The organism is Caulobacter sp. 602-2 (assembly GCF_011043625.1).
Classification (GTDB): Bacteria; Pseudomonadota; Alphaproteobacteria; order Caulobacterales; family Caulobacteraceae; genus Caulobacter.
Map to the genome: position 1 here is coordinate 43,507 of NZ_JAAKGT010000004.1, position 16,642 is coordinate 60,148.

Annotated in this window: 18 protein-coding genes; 11 read left to right on the forward strand and 7 right to left on the reverse strand. The window is 70.2% G+C overall.

The window, feature by feature from the left end:
- The first annotated feature begins 38 nt into the window (after positions 1–38).
- Together ccmA and ccmB are read left to right on the forward strand one after the other, a co-directional pair.
- Entirely contained in the window at positions 39–656 is a 618-nt protein-coding gene (gene ccmA, locus G5B46_RS10340) for a heme ABC exporter ATP-binding protein CcmA (RefSeq protein WP_165258427.1), read from the forward strand.
- Positions 653–1,318 (forward strand): heme exporter protein CcmB, encoded by a 666-nt coding sequence (gene ccmB / locus G5B46_RS10345; protein WP_165258429.1) that lies wholly within the window; start codon positions 653–655, stop codon positions 1,316–1,318. The genes ccmA and ccmB overlap by 4 nt, the downstream gene beginning before the upstream one ends.
- On the opposite strand, the gene G5B46_RS10350 is transcribed toward ccmB, so the two are convergent.
- The gene (locus tag G5B46_RS10350; protein ID WP_165258431.1) at positions 1,315–1,812 is read right to left on the reverse strand and encodes a surface-adhesin E family protein; all 498 of its coding nucleotides are present in this window, start codon (positions 1,810–1,812) and stop codon (positions 1,315–1,317) included. The two genes, ccmB and G5B46_RS10350, sit on opposite strands and share 4 nt — an antisense overlap.
- Positions 1,813–1,909: 97 nt before the next feature.
- Here G5B46_RS10350 and G5B46_RS10355 point away from each other — a divergent pair, with 97 nt between their 5' ends.
- The gene (locus tag G5B46_RS10355) at positions 1,910–2,365 is read left to right on the forward strand and encodes a hypothetical protein (RefSeq protein ID WP_165258433.1); all 456 of its coding nucleotides are present in this window, start codon (positions 1,910–1,912) and stop codon (positions 2,363–2,365) included.
- 17 nt (positions 2,366–2,382) lie between these two features.
- The gene (locus tag G5B46_RS10360; protein WP_165258435.1) at positions 2,383–2,811 is read left to right on the forward strand and encodes a DUF2007 domain-containing protein; all 429 of its coding nucleotides are present in this window, start codon (positions 2,383–2,385) and stop codon (positions 2,809–2,811) included.
- On the opposite strand, the gene G5B46_RS10365 is transcribed toward G5B46_RS10360, so the two are convergent.
- On the reverse strand, positions 2,808–3,701 hold the full coding sequence (locus G5B46_RS10365; RefSeq protein ID WP_165258437.1) for a DMT family transporter: 894 nt from the start codon (positions 3,699–3,701) through the stop codon (positions 2,808–2,810). The two genes, G5B46_RS10360 and G5B46_RS10365, sit on opposite strands and share 4 nt — an antisense overlap.
- Positions 3,702–3,998: 297 nt before the next feature.
- Here G5B46_RS10365 and G5B46_RS10370 point away from each other — a divergent pair, with 297 nt between their 5' ends.
- Positions 3,999–4,625, forward strand: a complete 627-nt coding sequence (locus tag G5B46_RS10370; RefSeq protein WP_165258439.1) for a Spy/CpxP family protein refolding chaperone — start codon at positions 3,999–4,001, stop codon at positions 4,623–4,625.
- Between the two features lie 43 nt (positions 4,626–4,668).
- Here the strand turns inward: G5B46_RS10370 and G5B46_RS10375 are convergent, their stop codons facing one another.
- Positions 4,669–5,793: an aspartyl protease family protein gene (locus tag G5B46_RS10375; RefSeq protein WP_165258441.1), complete on the reverse strand. Its 1,125-nt coding sequence runs from the start codon at positions 5,791–5,793 to the stop codon at positions 4,669–4,671.
- Positions 5,794–5,878: 85 nt separating this feature from the next.
- Here G5B46_RS10375 and ccmC point away from each other — a divergent pair, with 85 nt between their 5' ends.
- The 4 genes from ccmC (at position 5,879) to G5B46_RS10395 (ending at position 7,678) form a co-directional block, all read left to right on the forward strand.
- On the forward strand, positions 5,879–6,625 hold the full coding sequence (ccmC, locus tag G5B46_RS10380) for a heme ABC transporter permease CcmC (protein ID WP_165258443.1): 747 nt from the start codon (positions 5,879–5,881) through the stop codon (positions 6,623–6,625).
- A gap of 4 nt (positions 6,626–6,629) precedes the next feature.
- Positions 6,630–6,812, forward strand: a complete 183-nt coding sequence (gene ccmD / locus G5B46_RS10385; protein ID WP_165258445.1) for a heme exporter protein CcmD — start codon at positions 6,630–6,632, stop codon at positions 6,810–6,812.
- A complete protein-coding gene (locus tag G5B46_RS10390) occupies positions 6,809–7,321 on the forward strand; it encodes a DsbE family thiol:disulfide interchange protein (RefSeq protein WP_165258447.1) in 513 nt (170 codons plus the stop codon). Before ccmD ends, G5B46_RS10390 begins: the two co-directional genes overlap by 4 nt.
- 78 nt (positions 7,322–7,399) lie before the next feature.
- Positions 7,400–7,678 carry a hypothetical protein gene (locus tag G5B46_RS10395; RefSeq protein WP_165258449.1) on the forward strand — a complete coding sequence of 93 codons (279 nt, stop codon included), beginning with the start codon at positions 7,400–7,402 and terminating at the stop codon, positions 7,676–7,678.
- Positions 7,679–7,943: 265 nt separating this feature from the next.
- Here G5B46_RS10395 and G5B46_RS10400 read toward each other — a convergent pair whose 3' ends face one another.
- The 4 genes from G5B46_RS10400 to hslV form a co-directional block, all read right to left on the reverse strand.
- Entirely contained in the window at positions 7,944–10,457 is a 2,514-nt protein-coding gene (locus G5B46_RS10400; RefSeq protein WP_165258451.1) for a DNA translocase FtsK 4TM domain-containing protein, read from the reverse strand.
- Positions 10,458–11,409: 952 nt separating this feature from the next.
- Complete coding sequence (gene hslU, locus G5B46_RS10405; protein WP_165258453.1) at positions 11,410–12,705, reverse strand: ATP-dependent protease ATPase subunit HslU; 1,296 nt, start codon at positions 12,703–12,705, stop codon at positions 11,410–11,412.
- Positions 12,702–13,541: a DUF4440 domain-containing protein gene (locus G5B46_RS10410; protein WP_165258455.1), complete on the reverse strand. Its 840-nt coding sequence runs from the start codon at positions 13,539–13,541 to the stop codon at positions 12,702–12,704. The genes hslU and G5B46_RS10410 overlap by 4 nt, the downstream gene beginning before the upstream one ends.
- A 99-nt stretch (positions 13,542–13,640) precedes the next feature.
- The gene (gene hslV, locus G5B46_RS10415; RefSeq protein ID WP_165258457.1) at positions 13,641–14,240 is read right to left on the reverse strand and encodes an ATP-dependent protease subunit HslV; all 600 of its coding nucleotides are present in this window, start codon (positions 14,238–14,240) and stop codon (positions 13,641–13,643) included.
- Between the two features lie 5 nt (positions 14,241–14,245).
- Between hslV and moeB the strand changes: the two genes are divergently transcribed.
- The gene (gene moeB, locus G5B46_RS10420; RefSeq protein ID WP_165258459.1) at positions 14,246–14,983 is read left to right on the forward strand and encodes a molybdopterin-synthase adenylyltransferase MoeB; all 738 of its coding nucleotides are present in this window, start codon (positions 14,246–14,248) and stop codon (positions 14,981–14,983) included.
- A gap of 131 nt (positions 14,984–15,114) precedes the next feature.
- The gene (locus G5B46_RS10425; protein ID WP_165258461.1) at positions 15,115–16,629 is read left to right on the forward strand and encodes an acetyl-CoA hydrolase/transferase family protein; all 1,515 of its coding nucleotides are present in this window, start codon (positions 15,115–15,117) and stop codon (positions 16,627–16,629) included.
- Positions 16,630–16,642 lie beyond the last annotated feature (13 nt).

Consider the following 16,642-nt stretch of genomic DNA (forward strand, 5'->3'; position numbering starts at 1 on the left):
GTTACCCACAACGTCCATGCGCGGCGCATGGACTTCCAATGATGAGAGCCGTTCGCATAAAGGGTTTGAGCCTCTCGCGGGGCGAACGGACCCTGTTTTCGGGGCTCGATCTGGAGCTCGAAAGCGGCGACGCCGTGGCCCTCGTGGGCCGCAACGGCGCGGGCAAGACCAGCCTGCTGCGGGCCGTCGCCGGCCTGCTGCGACCCCAGGCCGGAACCATCGGTTTCGAAGGCTCCGAAGGGCGGATACTCGAGGCCGAAGTCGCCCGCGCCGATCACCTGCATCTGGCCGGTCATCACGACGGGCTGAAGACCGCCCGCACCGCCTGGGAGGAGCTCCTGTTCCAGGCCCGCTGGACCGGTGGGACCGAGGCTTCGGCCCGGGCCGCCGTCGAACGGCTGGAACTGTCGCGGCTGCTGGACCTGGAGGTCCGCCGCCTGTCGGCCGGCCAGCGCCGCCGCGTGTCGCTGGCCCGCCTGCTGGCCAGCCCCCGCCCCCTGTGGCTGCTCGACGAGCCGATGGCGCCGCTGGACGCCGCCCATCGCGCCGCCTTCGGCGAGATCATGGCGCAGCACCTCGCCGGCGGCGGCATGGTTCTGGCCGCCGTGCACGACCCCCTGCCCGTCCCCGCCCGGCTGGTGGAGATCGGCGCATGAGGGGGTTTAGCGTCCTCTTCCGGCGCGAATTCGCCCTGGCCTGGGGCCGGGGTGGCGGCCCGCTGCTGGCCCTGGCCTTCTACGCCTGCGTCGTCACCCTGCTGCCGCTGGCCGCCGGCCGCGCGCCCGAGCGGCTGGCCAGCCTGGCCCCAGGCATCGCCTGGCTGGCCCTGGCCCTGGCCGCCCTGCTCTCGCTGGAGCGCCTGTTCGAGCGCGACTTCGAAGACGGCGCGCTCGACCTTCTGGCCCTGGGCCCGGCGCCCCTCGAAGCCGTCGCAGCGGCGAAGTGCCTGGCCCACTGGCTGGCGGCCGGCGCGCCGCTGGCCCTGGCCGCCCCTGTCGCGGCCGTGATCCTCGGCGCCTCGCCGTCGATCGCGCCCCTGCTGTTCGTCTGCGCCCTGGCCGGAGGCCTGGCCTTCTCGTTCCTGGGCGGACTGGGCGCCGCCCTGGCCCTGGGCAGCAAGCGCGGCGGCCTGCTGGTGGCCGTCATCGTGCTGCCGCTCTACGCCCCGCCGGTGATCTTCGGGGCCGGCGCGCTGGACGCCCTTTCCGGCGGCCTGCCGTGGACGGGAGGCCTGCTGTTCCTGCTGGCCTACAGCGCCGCGGCGATCGCGCTCAGCCCGCTGGCCATGGCCGCGGCCTGCCGCAACGCCCTCGACTAGGGGGTCATGCAGGCGGCCTCGACCACGGTGGCGTCCAGCGTGCCGGCGGCCGGAGCCTGCCAGTCCTGCTCGAAGCGATAGGCGTCCTCGGCTCCCTGCAGGTTGTTGTCGGGGTAGCGGAAGGCGGCGGCGTTGCGGAAGCGGTTGGCCGTGCAGTCGACCTCGACCAGCAGCTTTTCCGACCGGAAGGCCGGCGCGGTCGGCGCCTCGGCCTCGGTGCGCGGCTGGCGGAACTCGTGGCGGACCCAGACCCTGCCCCTGGGCGCGAGGCCGTCATTGCCCTTGGCGGTCTTGGCGAACATCAGCACCGCCCCGTCCTCGCCGGCGGCGAAGAACGGCCAGCCGTCCGCGCGCACCTTGGCGGCCCAGCGGGGCATGGCCTTGGCCTTCTCGCCGGGCGTGACGACCACGCCGTCGACGGAGGTCTGGCCCTCGGGCGGCTCCTGGGTCCCCAGCAGCAGGCCGAGCGCGAGCATCAAGTTGGCGACAGCCACGCCGCGTCCTCCCGTCCGGCGCGCGGGGCGCCCTTTTCTTCGCTGCTGGTCACGGTAACATGGGTATCCGAGCGATCAACCGGCCGAGGATATCCGGATGAGCAACAAGGCCGCCGCGCTGTCGCTTCTGCTGCTGGCGACCCTCGCCGGCGGGGCGCAGGCCGCGCCCGCCCGCAAGGACAGCTGGGGCAAGCCCGGCGTCAGCTACCTGAAATACCGCACCGACGCGGCCGAGTGCCTGCACCACGTCGAGACCGCCGCGCCGATGAAGCTGCCGCTGGTCGACGTGGTGTTCGAGATGGACATGGCGGTGAACCCCGAAGGCGGCCTCGACGCCATGTACGCCTATGCCGACCAGCACCGCATGCACATGAACCGCAACTGGCGCGAGGTGCGCCGGCAGGCCACCGACGCCGTCGAGACCTGCCTGGCCGGCCGCGGCTACAGCCGGTTCAAGCTGACCAAGGCCGAGCGCCAGGAACTGGAGGGCTTGCGCGCCGGCACGCCCGCGCGGCAGCTTTATCTGTGGCGGCTGGGATCGGAGCCGCGCTGAGCCCAGGAGGCCGGTCGATGAGCCTGACCGAGATCGCCCGCTTCGCCGACCTCGTCGAGGCCCAGGTCGCGGCCTCGCGCCTGCGGGCCGAAGGGATGCAGGTGCTGGTGCAGAACGAGCACTGGGGCGCCAGCGACTACCTGATGACCATCGCCATGGGCGGCTTTCGACTGTGGACCCCCGACGCGGACGCCGAAGAGGCGCGACGGCTGATCGCCGACCTGCGCGGCGGCGAGCCCGCCGCCGACGCCGACCGGCCGGGCCCGGCGGCCTCGACGGCCAAGGCGGGCGCGGCCCTGGCGCTGGCGGCGACCTTCGGGCCGACGGCCGGACTGCTTCTGGGCGGCAAGGGACGCGGCGGCTGGATGCGCGCCGTCGCGATCGGCGTCGCGGGCCTGTGCCTGGCGGTCGGGCTGGCGGCCTGGACCGCCTTCCTCCTGGGCTAGGGCGCCGGGGCCGGTTCCGCCTGCAGGCTCGCCGGATCGGCCTGCTTCTCGCCCAGCACCACCACGAAGCTGCCGGCGATGATCATCAGGCCGCCGACCGCCAGGGCCAGGCTCAGGTGGTCGCCGAACAGCAGCACGCCGATCGAGGCGCCCATCAGCGGCTCGATGTTGATGAACACCCCGGCGCTGGCGCTGCCCACGCGGGACGAGCCGTACTGCCAGGCGGCCGTCGCCAGCAGGGTCGACAGCAAGCCCAGGCCCAGCACGCCGCTCCAGGCGCTGACCGACAGGTCCAGCTTGGGCGGGCCGTGCATGATCAGGGCGATCGGCAGCACGGTGAAGGCCGCGACGATCACGGTGACCGCCGGAATGGCCATCGGCGTCGGCGGCTTGGGCGCGCGCTTGAGCACCACCAGCCAGGCCAGGAAGATCAGCAGCGAGCCCAGCGACAGCGCCACGCCCAGCAGCGAGCCGGCGCCGTCGGGCTTGCCCGCGATCAGGGCCGCGCCGAGGGTGGCCGCGCCGACGCCCATCCACGAGGCCCGGCTGACCTTCTCGCCCATGACCTTGGCGCAGACGGCGATCAGGGCCGGCATGGCCCCGACCAGCAGGGCCGCCAGGGTGACGCTGACATGCGCCAGACCCTCGAACTGCACCATGAACGCCACGCCGTACAGCGCGCCCGAGGCCAGCATCACCGGCGACTTGAAGAGGGCTCGGGCTTCCTTGGTCCGCAGCGCGAAAGGCGCGGCGACCACCGCCGCCACGACGAAGCGCAGCAGCACCATGTGGGCCGCGTCGGTCTCGCGCAGGATCAGCTTGCCGAGTGGAAAGCCCAGGCCCCACAGCGTGCCGGCGAGGATCAGGGCGAGGAAGGCGACGCGTTTCATAGGGGCCTCATGGCGCATCCGCGCCCGCCTGGCGAGAGGCGGCGCGACCCGGATATGGCCCACGGACGTGTCAGGGCCTGTCAGCAAGGGCGCGCGCGAAGATGAAATTTTCGAAAGGCGGCGCATGGCGGCGCGGAAGCCACAGGATCAAGCGCTTGATTTGCAAGCACTTCGTATCACCCCTCCCGGCAAAGCTTCATTCGTGTAACATTGTTCACATCTTCAGACATTTTCACGCCACAACCGCCTCCAACCTAGGCCGCAGTTCGTCTTTCGCCCCTCTCGATGGAGATCGCCATGCGCCTCGTCCTGAAGTCTCTCACCCTCGCCGCCGGCGCGGCCCTCGCGGCCGGCGTCGTCGCCGCCTCCGCCCAGCCCGCCGCTCCCCCGCCGCCGCCCGCGCCGCCGGAAGCGCCCGAGCCGCCGCCCCCGCCGCCCAGCTTCGACAACCTGATGTTCCGCGGCCATCCCGGCGGCATGGCCTTCCGCATGCACAAGGATCCGGAAGCCCGCGCCCAGCGCCTGCGCGACGTGCTGCAGCTGACCGACCGCCAGGACGGCGCGCTGAAGGCCTACATCGCCGCCACCGGTCCCAAGGAGCGCCCCGAGCCCAAGCCCGCCCGCGACGACAGCGCCAAGGACAAGACCCCGCAGACGGCGCTGGAACGCCTCGACGAGCAGGCCGACCGCATGGCCAAGGTGGCCGCCGACCTCAAGGCCCGCGCCGACGCCACCCGCAGCTTCTACAACGCCCTGACGCCCAGCCAGAAGAAGGCCTTCGATGCGCTGGGCCCCGAAGTGACCGGCGGTCCGAACGTCACCGTCCGCCGCATCGAGGCTCGCGGCCCCAAGGGTCCGGGGTCCATGTCGTTCGGCGGTCCGGGCGAACGCCGGGTGATCATCCAGCGCAAGTCGGGTTCTTAAGACCCTCGGCCCGCCCGCGCCTTCGCAAGGCGCGGGCGGGATCTCACGGCTGTCCCAGGAAGTCCTCGAGCACCACGCGGCGTTCGATCCGCTGGTGGCCGCGCTGCAGGGTTAGGGACAGCACCGTGCCGGGGGCCTGGAGCCAGATGATCGGCGCGTTGACCCGGGCCGAGTAGGCGGTTGGCTGCATCCCGTCGACCGCCAGCAGGGTGTCGCCGTCAGCAACGCCTGCCCGGCTTGCCGGTCCTCCCCGCGCGACGACTGCGCGCATGGCGGGCGGAACGAACGTCACGCCGCCGCGGTTGTAGAGCACCGGCGCGGGGGGCTTGGGCAGGAAGGCGACTTTGCCGCCTTTGCCGTCGAGCCAAAGGCCTTGGTTCTTGAAGACGTCGAGGCCCAGAGAGGCTCTTGCCTGAACGACGCCCGAGACTTGGCTGGCTGGCCGCTCCGTGACCAACACATTGTGCAGAACCAGGGCGCCCAGCTTGAGCCGACGGACGAACGCCTGCTCGGCGACGATCGGCCCGATGGCCGGCGAGTAGTAACTGAGCAGCGTGACGGGATGATCGGGGTGAGCCCGGCGCCAGGCATCCCATAGCGGCTTGTCGAGATCGACACCCGCCAGTGATCCGGTGTCGACGAGGACAGGCAGGGGATCGCCGCCGCCGCTCGCATCGAAAATGGCGACATTGGCTTCCGGTACGAGCGGAAAAATCTGAGCCTTCGACAAGTCGATAGCCTGCGAGGGGTCCAGCTGCAGGCCGGTCGAGGACGTATAGTAGAGGATCCGGTGGTGCACGCCCGGCCAGCCCCAGATGGCGTCGAAGTCGAATTTTACATACTCAGGCTCGGGCTGAAGGACATCGAAGACGGCGTCCCGGCCCGCTCCGCCCGGCAGCACAACCCTCGCCGGGGCCGATACGCCCTGGAACTTTCCCGCGAGGGCGCCGGTGTAGGCGCTTTCTTCGGCTATCTTCAGCTCAAGGCGCTCGGCGCCCTTCGCCGTCGCGGTGAGCAGGGCGCTGGCGCCGGTATCGACGAGGAAGCGGGCAGGCTTGCCGTTGATCTCGCCCTGGAAGCTGATTGGTTCGCTAGCCAGGGCGTGCGCCGCCGTCAGAACGCCTGCAAGGAGGATCGCGGCGGCGGTTCGAGCGGCGGGCGGGCGCATTGGCCTCCTGATCCTTAAGGTTGTATTCTCCATGCAAGTCATACGGCCATTGCAGCGTTCTTCAAGCCGCTCTAATGCAAGGTCGATGGGCGGCACGAACCACAAGAACCCGTTCGACTTCCTGGCCAACCCCGAGCGGTTCATGGCCTTCTCGCGCTGGGCCGCGCCCATGTTCGGCGCGATCGCCGGCGTGCTGGCGGTTGTCGGCCTGATCCTGACCTTCACGGTTCCCGAGGATTATCAGCAGGGCGACACGGTGCGGATGATGTTCATCCACGTGCCGGCGGCCGTGCTGGCGATGTTCGTCTATCTGTGCCTGGGGATCGCCAGCTTTCTCGCTTTGGTGTTCCGCCACGCCCTGGCCGACGCGGCCGCCCAGGCCTGCGCACCGCTGGGCGCGGCCTTCACGGTGCTGGCTCTGGCCACCGGCTCGCTGTGGGGCAAGCCGATGTGGGGAACCTGGTGGGTGTGGGACGCCCGCCTGACCTCGGTGCTGGTGCTCTTGCTGTTCTATCTCGGCTATCTGGCCCTGCGCGGGGCCATCGACGACGAGCAGAAGGCCGCCCGCGCCGCGGCGATCCTGGCCCTGGTCGGCGTCATCAACCTGCCGATCGTCAAGTTCTCGGTCGACTGGTGGAACAGCCTGCACCAGGGCTCGTCGACCCTGCTGGCCAGGCCCGAGAACCGGCTGCCGGCGGTCTATGCCTGGCCCATGCTGGTGATGCAGCTGTCCTATCTTTCGGCGTTCGGGTCGCTGTGGCTGGTGCGGATCCGGGCGCTGGTCTGGCGGCGCAAGGCGCGCAGCCTGGCCCTGAAGGCGGCGGAGGCCTGATCGCGTGCAGTTCGATTTCGACGCCGGCAAGTACGCCGTCTATGTCTGGCCCGCCTTCGTCCTGACGGCGGTGGTGTTCGGCTGGATGATCGCCGACAGCCTGCTGGCCGCCCGCCGCTGGCGCGCCGAGGCCGAACGCCGCCAGGCGCAGGCGAAAGATGCTGGCCAGAGCGAGCTCGGCAAGTGAAGCGCTGGCTGGCTTTCTCGCCGCTGATCGTGCTCGCGGCCCTGGCGGTGCTGTTCGCCGGCTACGCCCTCAAGCGCAATCCGCAGGTCAGCCCCGACGCCCTGGTCGGCAAGCCGGTTCCGGCCCTTTCCCTGCCCGACCTCGACAGCGGGACGCCGGCGCCGGTGCGAACCGCCGGCGACGGGCCAATGCTGGTCAACTTCTTCGCCTCCTGGTGCGCCCCCTGCGAAGTGGAGCACCCGCAGCTGATGGCGCTGAAGGCCCGCGGCGTGCGCGTGGTCGGCGTCGCCTACAAGGACGCCCCGGCCAACACCGAGGCGTTCCTGGGACGCCTCGGCGATCCGTTCGCCGCCCGGCTGGTCGATCGCGACGGCCGCGCCGGGGTGGAGTTCGGCGTCACCGGCGTGCCCGAGACCTTCGTGGTCGACGCCCAAGGGGTGGTGGTGGCCAAGCACACCGGCCCGATCACGCCTGAAGATCTGGACGCGCTCGTTTCCAAGCTGCGTTGAAGCGTCGCGCACTTTCCGGCTTAGAAGCTCGTTAACCACGCTCGCGCACTCTGCATTAACCATGCTATCAAGCGCGTCATGAGCACCGTTCGCCCCACCGGCCTGCCCGCCGTCACCGCCCGACCCACGTCCGGCGCCGTGACGCCGGCCGGCCAGTCACGCGCGGCGGCGTTCTTCCAGGCGGCGGTCAGCGACGCGACCAGCGCGCGGCCCACGGCCTCGCCGATGACCGTGCAGCTGCAGACCCAGACCGAGCCCCAGGCGCGCCGCACCGTGCCGCCCACGGCCTTCACCGCCCCGACCGAACAGCCGCAGAAGATCCTGCGCCCGGGCTCGCTGCTGAACATCCTGGTCTGAGGTCGGCCCCTTCGGGGCGCTTTGAAAGTTCCAACCATCGTCGTCATCCCGGAAAGCGCGGAGCGCTTATCCGGGACCCAGGAGACTGGGCTCTTCGGCAGGGTTCGCTTCCGAACGCTCGCTAACGCATCGCGGCGGCCCCTGGGTCCCGGCTCTTCGCTGCGCTACGGCCGGGATGACGAGTTGGGGAGCGGTAGGTGCGCTGGAACGAAAAACGCCGCGACATCGACTGTCGCGGCGTTTTCCTTTTTCGGTGTCTTGCGCTCTACAGCGGCGGCGGGGGCGGGGCGAGGATCTCGCGCTTGCCGGCGTGGTTGGCGGCGCCGACGACGCCTTCCTTCTCCATCCGCTCCATCAGCGAGGCGGCGCGGTTGTAGCCGATCTGCAGGCGGCGCTGGATGTAGCTGGTCGAGGCCTTGCGGTCGCGGGTGACCACGGCCACGGCGTGGTCGTAGAGGTCGTTGGCCCCGCCCTCGCCCTGGAAGGCGCCCTCGATGGCCTCTTCCTGCTCCTCGTCGCCGCCGGCGGTGACTTCCTCCAGGTACTGGGGGATGCCCTGGTCGCGCAGGAACTTGGCCACGGCCTCGACTTCGCCGTCGGAGACGAAGGGACCATGCAGGCGGGTGATGCGGCCGCCGCCGGCCATGTAGAGCATGTCGCCCTGGCCCAGCAGCTGCTCGGCGCCCTGCTCGCCCAGGATGGTGCGGGCGTCGATCTTGGAGGTGACCTGGAAGCTGATCCGGGTGGGGAAGTTGGCCTTGATGGTGCCGGTGATGACGTCGACCGACGGACGCTGGGTGGCCATGATCAGGTGGATGCCGGCGGCGCGGGCCATCTGGGCCAGGCGCTGGACGGCGCCTTCGATGTCCTTGCCGGCCACCATCATCAGGTCGGCCACCTCGTCGATGACCACCACCAGGTACGGCATGGCCTCGGGGCGGATCTGCTCGGTCTCGTAGATCGGGCGGCCGGCGTCGTCGAAGCCGGTCTGCACGGTCCGCTCGAAGTGCTCGCCCTTTTCCAGGGCCTCGTTGGCCTTCTCGTTGTAGCCGCCGATGTTGCGCACGCCGATCTTGGACATGCGGCGATAGCGGTCCTCCATCTCGCGGACGGTCCACTTCAGCGCCACGACGGCCTTCTTCGGATCGGTCACGACCGGGGCCAGAAGGTGCGGGATGCCGTCATAGACCGACAGTTCCAGCATCTTCGGGTCGATCATGATGAAGCGGCACTTCTCGGGCGGCAGCTTGTAGAGGATCGACAGGATCATGGCGTTGACGCCGACCGACTTGCCCGAACCGGTGGTGCCGGCGATCAGCAGGTGGGGCATCTTGGCCAGGTCGGCGATGTAGGGCTCGCCGCCGATGGTTTCGCCCAGCGCCATGGGCAGGATCGAGCTGGCCTTGTCGTAGTCGGCGCTGGACAGCAGGTCGCGCAGATAGACGGTCTCGCGACGCTGGTTGGGCATTTCGATGCCGATGGCGTTGCGGCCCTGGGCCACGGCGACGCGGCAGGAGATCACGCTCATCGAGCGGGCGATGTCGTCGGCCAGGGCGACGACGCGGGCGGTCTTCACGCCCGGGGCCGGCACCAGCTCGTACATGGTCACGACCGGGCCGGGGCGGATCTGGTCGATCTGGCCCTTGACCCCGAACTCGGCCAGCACGCTTTCCAGCAGGCGGGCGTTCTGGCGCAGGGCGCCCTCGTCGAACTCGGCCGAGCGCGGCTTGGCCTTGGCCAGCATGGCCAGTTCCGGCAGCTGGAAGCCGTCCTCGTCTTCCTCGAAGTCGAAGGTCTTCTGCTGCTCGCGCTGTTCGCGGTTGCTGGAGGGGGCCGGGGCCTTGGGCTGGCGGATCGACAGCGGGCGGGTCTCGAAGCTGGGCGCGAAATCGTCCTCGTCGTCCTCCACCGGCGGCGGAGCCGGACGGGCGGCCTTGGCGGCGCGCGGCGCGGGCTGCGGGGCGACGACCATGCCGTCCTCGTCGTCCGCCGGAGCGGGCGCGCGGGCGGCGCGGCGCGGCGCGGGCGCCTGCGGCTCGTCGCTGTCGATGGCGTCGATGGCGTCGCGCACCGGGCGGCGCGGGGCGGCCTTGGGACGCGGGGCGCGGGCGGCTTGCGGCTCGGGCTCCTGGCGGGACGCGCGTTCACGCGGCGCGGTCAGGCGCGCGACCAGGGCCATGATGCTTTCGGGATCGATGCGGCGCACGCCCAGCGCATAGCCGACGCCGACCACCGCCCCGACCAGCAGCAGCAGGGCGGCGATCACCCGGGCGCCGGGGATGTGGGCGAAGCTGAAGATCCCGGCCAGCAGGTTCAGAAGGCCGTCGCCCCAGAACCCGCCCAGGCCCTTGGCCAGCGGCCAGACGGCGGGCTTGGCCAGCACGGTGAGGAAGCCGGCCAGGGCCAGCAGGCCCGCAACGCCGACGCCGGCCCGCACGCGCAGCTCACGGCGGTGGGCGTCGGGGTCGGGCTGGGCGGTGCGGGCCAGGCCGAACACCAGCATCATGATCGCCGCGACCCAGCCGGCCAGGCCGAGTGACTGGACGACCACGTCGGCGATCACCGCGCCGGCGCCGCCCAGGGCGTTGCTGGCCGGTGCGCCGCTGACGGCGTTGAAGCTGGGATCGGAGGCGTCGTAGGTGGCCAGGGACAGCAGCAGACCCGCGCCCAGAACCGCCAGGACGCCGCCCCGGAACCGGGCCGTCCACGGCTGGTCCCAGCCATAGCGCACCGCCTCCCAGACCAGCTCCACATTCGATCGCCGCGCCACTCGCGCCATGAACCACTCCGAAGCACTTCGAATGCTACCTTGTGGCCGCAGATGGTTAAGGGGCGTTTACCGAGATCGGGCTTACGGGGCCTCTGGAAACAAAGACTTAGTGTCGCATGCCGTCACGAGAGCTTCATGGAACCAGACTCGCTGGAGGCGCATTTGTACGCCGTATCCCCCTAGTAACATCCCCTCTGACTTCGCGGCCCGGACGGCGACGCCCGGGCTGTTTTTCGTGTGGGGTGGCCCCCTCCGGCCCTTCGGGCCACCTCCCCTTCAGGGGGAGGATCTTGGAGCATGGGCTCGCAGCCTCTCGCGCGAATGCGCAGAGCTTGTGGAGAGGGCGCGGGGCGTCCGGGCCTCGCCCGGATGTTTGATTTGAATACCGTTTCGACGAAGCTGAACGCCCCGCGCGATCGTTATCCCTCAGGCCGGGGCGCGCAGACCTCTTCCGCCTTTTGCCCCTTCCCCATGCAGTGCGCCCCGTTTCTTGGCGGCCAGGCGTGCATGGCGGCGCGAACCCTCGGACGGGCGGAAGGCCATGGACGGCAGCCTTCCGATAGGCGGGTTTACGTCCCCCGCCCTCTAAACCCGCTCGATCGCATCCACGTCGCCGCTTCGGGCCGGATCCTTGCGCCCTCTCCCCGCGACGGGACCCGTTGATTATGCGGCGGGTTTGAGCGCGTCTGATCGGCGGGGGTGAGAAAGTTGGAGGTGGTTGAGTTCGCTAGGTTATTTCGCGAACTCACCGTGGGTGGAGCGGCTTCTATCCCCGTCCGGCCCACAAATCCGTCCAATCCCCGCGAAAGCGGGGACCTAGGCTTTTTCTGAAACCCACGGCGCTCGACGATAAAACACCTGGGTCCCCGCTTTCGCGGGGGTTTTACGGGTGGGGTGTAGCCGGAGGGCTGAAAACGCCCCCTCCGGCCCTCCGAGCCGCCTCCCCCTTCAGGGTCTTGGGTCAGAGAATGTACCGGCTGAGATCGGCGTTGGCCGCCAGGGTTCCGACGCGCTTGTTGACGTAGTCGGCGTCGATGGTGACGGTTTCGCCGCCGTGGTCGGTGGCGGTGAAGCTGATCTCCTCGACGACCTTTTCCATGATGGTCTGCAGACGCCTGGCGCCGATGTTCTCGACCGAGGCGTTGACCGCCACGGCCGCGTCGGCCAGGGCGTCGATGGCCTCGTCGGTGAACACCAGGGTCAGGTTCTCGGTGGCCATCAGGGCCTGATGCTGGCGCAGCAGGTTGGCTTCCGGCTCGGTGAGGATGCGGCGCATGTCGTCGCGCGACAGGCCCTTCAGCTCGACGCGGATCGGCAGGCGGCCCTGCAGTTCGGGCAGCAGGTCCGACGGCTTGGCCACGTGGAAGGCGCCCGAGGCGATGAACAGGATGTGGTCGGTCTTCACCGGCCCGTACTTGGTCGACACCGTCGTGCCCTCGATCAGCGGCAGCAGGTCGCGCTGCACGCCTTCGCGGGAAACGTCGGCGCCGCCGCGCTGCGAGGAGCTGGCCACCTTGTCGATCTCGTCGAGGAAGACGATGCCGTGGTTCTCGGCCAGGGCCAGCGCCTCTTGAGTGAGGGCCTCCTGGTCGAGCAGCTTGTCGCTCTCCTCGGCGATCAGCGGCGCCCAGGCGCCCGAGACCGTGGTCTTGTGGGTCTTGGTGCGGCCGCCGCCGAACGACTTCATCATCTCGCCGAGGTTCAGCACCGAGGCGCCCGGCTGGCCGGGGATCTCGAACATGCCGCCGCCGCCGTTGTCGGCCAGCTGCAGCTCGATTTCCTTGTCGTCGAGCTCGCCGGCCCGCAGCTTCTTGCGGAAGCTGTCGCGGGCGGCCGTGGCGCCGGGGCCGGTCAGAGCGTCGAGGATGCGGTCCTCGGCGGCGGCTTCGGCCTTCGCCTTCACGCCCGAACGGCGCTTGTCGCGCACCATGGCCAGGGCGCTTTCAACCAGGTCACGGACGATCTGGTCGACGTCGCGGCCGACATAGCCGACCTCGGTGAACTTGGTGGCCTCGACCTTGAGGAACGGGGCCTGGGCCAGCTTGGCCAGGCGCCGGGCGATCTCGGTCTTGCCCACGCCCGTGGGGCCGATCAGCAGGATGTTCTTGGGGGTGATCTCGTCCTGCAGGTCGGCCGGGGTGCGGCGGCGGCGCCAGCGGTTGCGCAGGGCGACGGCCACGGCGCGCTTGGCCTCGGCGTGGCCGACGATGAAGCGATCCAGTTCGGAAACGATTTCGCGGGGGGAGAACTCGGTCATGTGTCGTTGATCAGGGTCTCGAAGATCAGGCGCCAGCCTTCGGCGCGTTTCTGCCACACGTGCATATAGTGCGCGGCGACGGGTTTGTTATCGGATCCGCTCCAAGTCGCCTCGCCGTGGGTCCAGACGAGGTCGCCGGCGCCCGACGCGCCGCCGCCCTGCGGGCGCAGCGCGATGGAGGCCGCACGCAGGGCCAGGCGCGCGGAAAGGTCGTTTCCGGCCAGGGTCTTGGAGCCCTTGGGGCCCAGCAGCCAGGCGTCGGCGGTCAGCACGGCCCGGTAGGCGGCGGGCGCGTCGGTGGAGGCGGCCGCAGCCAGCGCGGCCTCGGCGTCGCGGGCCGCCTCGAAGCCCTGGGCCTGGGACGCCGCGCCCTCGGGAGCCGGCGGTCCGACCTGGGCGGCGGCGTCGGGACCGGGGGCCTTGCCGGGATCGGCCTCGGCGCCGCCGTCATAGACCCACTTCCACACCCCGTCCGCGCCCTTGCGCCAGATCGTGGCGTAGTAGCCGCCGCGCTTGTCGTCGATGCTCCAGGGCCCGAAGGACAGGCCAAGGTCGCCCGAGCGGGCGATCACCACCTTCTGCGGCCACCAGAAGAGCCTGGGTTCGTTCGTCCCCGGACGTTTTTCGTAGAGCTCGCGGGCGCTCACCGGCCCCGGCGAGAAGACGATGGCGTCGTCAGCCATGTGCTTGAGGAACGAACCCCTGATCCCCAGCGCCAAGCCGTCGGCGGCGAAGGCCCGCTCGGCGGCCTCGATGGGCGCGGCCGAGATCCCCTGGGCGAGCGTGGGGCCAGCGATGGCGGCGGCGATCAGAGCAGGGGGAAGGATCTTGAGCATGGTGTCGGGTCCTCGAACGCCAGCTTTTCTGTCTGGTCCACTCTAGTCGTCATCCCGGCCGCAGCGAAGCGGAGAGCCGGGATGACGACTTGAAGAGACCTACAGCCCTTCGACCGTCAGGTTGCCGTTCGTGTAGACGCAGATCTCGGCGGCGATGGCCATGGCGCGGCGGGCGATCTCTTCGGCGCTCAGGTCCTGGTCGATCAGAGCCTTGGCCGCGGCCAGGGCATAGTTGCCGCCCGAGCCGATGGCCGCCACCGCGCCGCCGCCGGGGCTCTCGCCCGGCTCCAGCACGTCGCCGACGCCGGTGACGGTGTAGATGGCGTCCTTGTCGGCGACCAGCAGCATGGCCTCAAGGCGGCGCAGGTAGCGGTCGGTGCGCCAGTCCTTGGCCAGATCGACGCAGGCCCGGGCCAGCTGGTTGGGATACTGCTCGAGCTTGGCTTCCAGCCGCTCGATCAGGGTGAAGGCGTCGGCCGTGGCCCCGGCGAAGCCGGCGACCACCGCGCCTCCGGCCAGGCGGCGGACCTTGCGGGCGTTGCCCTTGACGACGGTTGGGCCCATGGAGACCTGTCCGTCGCCGGCGATCACGGTCTGGCCGTTCTTGCGCACCGCGAGAATGGTGGTGCCGTGCCAGTCGGGGAACGAGTTCGAGCTTTGCATGGCTTCGCATGTGGCGAGGCCGGCCTGGAGGGTCAAGCGCCATGAGCTTTTCGGAACGCGAGGTCGAGCGCTACGCCCGCCACCTGGTGCTGCGCGAGATCGGCGGACCGGGGCAACAGAAGCTCAAGGCGGCAAGGGTTCTGATCGTCGGCGCCGGGGGCCTGGGCGCGCCGGCCGCGCTCTATCTGGCGGCCGCGGGCGTGGGGACGATCGGCCTCGCCGACGCCGATGCGGTGTCGCTGTCGAACCTGCAGCGGCAGGTGCTCTATGCCGAAACCGATGTCGGCAAGCCTAAGGTCGAGGCGGCGGCCGCGCATCTGGCGGCGCTGAACCCGAACGTGACGGTGGTTCCCCACCCCGTCTGGCTGGATGCGGCCAACGCCCGCGAGATCGTGCGCGACTACGACATCGTACTCGACGGCACAGACGACTTTTCCACCCGCTTCGCCGTCAGCGACGCGTGCCTCGCCGAAGGCAAGGTGCTGGTCAGCGGGGCCCTGGGCCGCTGGACCGGCCAGGTCGGGGTGTTCCACGGCCAGCCCTGCTATCGTTGCCTGGTGCCGGAGGTTCCGCCGGACGCCGAGACCTGCGCCCTGGTCGGCGTGGTCGGCGCGCTGGCGGGCGTGATCGGTTCGATGATGGCCCTGGAGGCCGTCAAGGTGATCGCCAGCGCGGGCCAGCCGCTTTCGGGGCGCCTGCTGATCTACGACGCCCTGGCGGCCGAAACCCGCACGGTGCGGATCGGCGCGGATCCCGGATGCCCCGCCTGCGGAGCATAGCGCCGTTCGGCGAAAACCTTTTGCCTACGGGGCTTTACGGGGTCGAGTCGGTGGATCGTTTGGTCTAGGTTGCCGGCCGCCGGTCCCGGCGGACCTCCCCCTTGCCGCCGGTCGGCCAAGGGAGAAAACCGATGACCACCTCTCGCATCGCCCACCCCGGCCTGGCGGCCAAGGTCATGAGCGCGCAGGACGCCGCCGCGCTGATCGAGCCGGGCTCGACCGTCGGCATGAGCGGCTTCACCGGCTCGGGCTATCCCAAGGCCGTGCCGATGGCCCTGGCCGAGCGCATCGAGACGGCCCACGCCGCCGGCGAGCCGTTCCGCGTCAAGGTGTGGACCGGCGCCTCGACCGGCCCGGAGCTGGACGGCGCCCTGGCCAAGACCGACGGCGTCGAGTTCCGCCTGCCCTACAATTCCGACCCCATCGCCCGCGAGAAGATCAATCGCGGCGAGATGGAGTATTTCGACATGCACCTCAGCCAAGTGGCCCCGATGGCCTGGCAGGGGTTCCTGGGCCCGCTCGACACCGCGGTCGTGGAGATCGCCGGGATCCGCGCCGACGGCTCGCTGATCCCCTCCTCGTCGGTGGGCAACAACAAGACCTGGCTGGACCGCGCCTCGAAAATCATCCTCGAGGTCAACCGCTGGCAGAACCCGGCGCTGGAGGGGATGCACGACATCTACTACGGCACCGCCCTGCCCCCCAGCCGCGTGCCGATCCCGCTGGTGAGGCCCGACGACCGCATCGGCGAGGCCTATTTCCGGGTCGACCCCAGCAAGGTCGTCGCCGTGGTCGAGACCGACGCGCCCGACCGCAACCTGCCCTTCGCCGCGCCCGACGCCTCGGCCCTGGCGATCGCCGGCCACCTGCTGGAGTTCTTCGCCCACGAGGTGAAGATGGGTCGCCTGCCCCCGTCCCTGCTGCCGCTGCAGTCGGGCGTGGGCAACATCGCCAACGCCGTGCTGACGGGCCTCGTGAACGCGCCGTTCGAGAACATGACCGCCTATACCGAGGTGATCCAGGACGGCATGCTCGACCTGCTGGCCGCCGGCAAGCTGCGCATGGCCTCGGCGACGGCGTTCTCGCTGAGCCCGGAGGCCGCCGCCGGCCTCAACGCCGACATGCAGAGCTTCCGCGACAAGATGATCCTGCGCCCGCAGGAGATCTCCAACCACCCCGAGCTGATCCGGCGCCTGGGCTGCATCGCCATGAACGGCCTGATCGAGGCTGACATCTACGGCGCGGTGAACTCGACCCACGTGATGGGCTCGCGCATCCAGAACGGCATCGGCGGCTCGGGCGACTTCGCCCGCAACGCCTATGTGTCGATCTTCATGACCCCGTCGACCGCCAAGGGCGGCAAGATCTCGGCCATCGTCCCGCAGGTCAGCCACGTCGACCACATCAACCAGGACGTCCAGGTGATCGTCACCGAACAGGGCCTGGCCGACCTGCGCGGCCTGTCGCCCAAGCAGCGGGCCCGGGTGATCATCGACAACTGCGCCCACCCCGACTTCCGTCCAGGCCTGGAAGACTACTTCCAGCGCGCCCAGCTGGGCGCCTACGGCCGCCAGACCCCGACCCTGCCGGGCGAGGCGCTGTCCTGGCACCAGCGCTTCATGGAGACGGGGTCGATGCTGCCGTAGGGCGCGGCCGGGA

Bases quoted from the DNA above. Each gene is read 5' to 3' on its own strand.
- G5B46_RS10400 (WP_165258451.1), bottom strand. From the start codon at position 10,457: ATGGCGCGAGTGGCGCGGCGATCGAATGTGGAGCTGGTCTGGGAGGCG.
- G5B46_RS10425 (WP_165258461.1), top strand. From the start codon at position 15,115: ATGACCACCTCTCGCATCGCCCACCCCGGCCTGGCGGCCAAGGTCATG.
- G5B46_RS10365 (WP_165258437.1), bottom strand. From the start codon at position 3,701: ATGAAACGCGTCGCCTTCCTCGCCCTGATCCTCGCCGGCACGCTGTGG.
- hslU (WP_165258453.1), bottom strand. From the start codon at position 12,705: ATGACCGAGTTCTCCCCCCGCGAAATCGTTTCCGAACTGGATCGCTTC.
- G5B46_RS10410 (WP_165258455.1), bottom strand. From the start codon at position 13,541: ATGCTCAAGATCCTTCCCCCTGCTCTGATCGCCGCCGCCATCGCTGGC.
- ccmB (WP_165258429.1), top strand. From the start codon at position 653: ATGAGGGGGTTTAGCGTCCTCTTCCGGCGCGAATTCGCCCTGGCCTGG.
- ccmC (WP_165258443.1), top strand. From the start codon at position 5,879: ATGGGCGGCACGAACCACAAGAACCCGTTCGACTTCCTGGCCAACCCC.
- G5B46_RS10375 (WP_165258441.1), bottom strand. From the start codon at position 5,793: ATGCGCCCGCCCGCCGCTCGAACCGCCGCCGCGATCCTCCTTGCAGGC.
- ccmA (WP_165258427.1), top strand. From the start codon at position 39: ATGATGAGAGCCGTTCGCATAAAGGGTTTGAGCCTCTCGCGGGGCGAA.
- G5B46_RS10360 (WP_165258435.1), top strand. From the start codon at position 2,383: ATGAGCCTGACCGAGATCGCCCGCTTCGCCGACCTCGTCGAGGCCCAG.
- G5B46_RS10370 (WP_165258439.1), top strand. From the start codon at position 3,999: ATGCGCCTCGTCCTGAAGTCTCTCACCCTCGCCGCCGGCGCGGCCCTC.
- G5B46_RS10395 (WP_165258449.1), top strand. From the start codon at position 7,400: ATGAGCACCGTTCGCCCCACCGGCCTGCCCGCCGTCACCGCCCGACCC.
- moeB (WP_165258459.1), top strand. From the start codon at position 14,246: ATGAGCTTTTCGGAACGCGAGGTCGAGCGCTACGCCCGCCACCTGGTG.
- G5B46_RS10355 (WP_165258433.1), top strand. From the start codon at position 1,910: ATGAGCAACAAGGCCGCCGCGCTGTCGCTTCTGCTGCTGGCGACCCTC.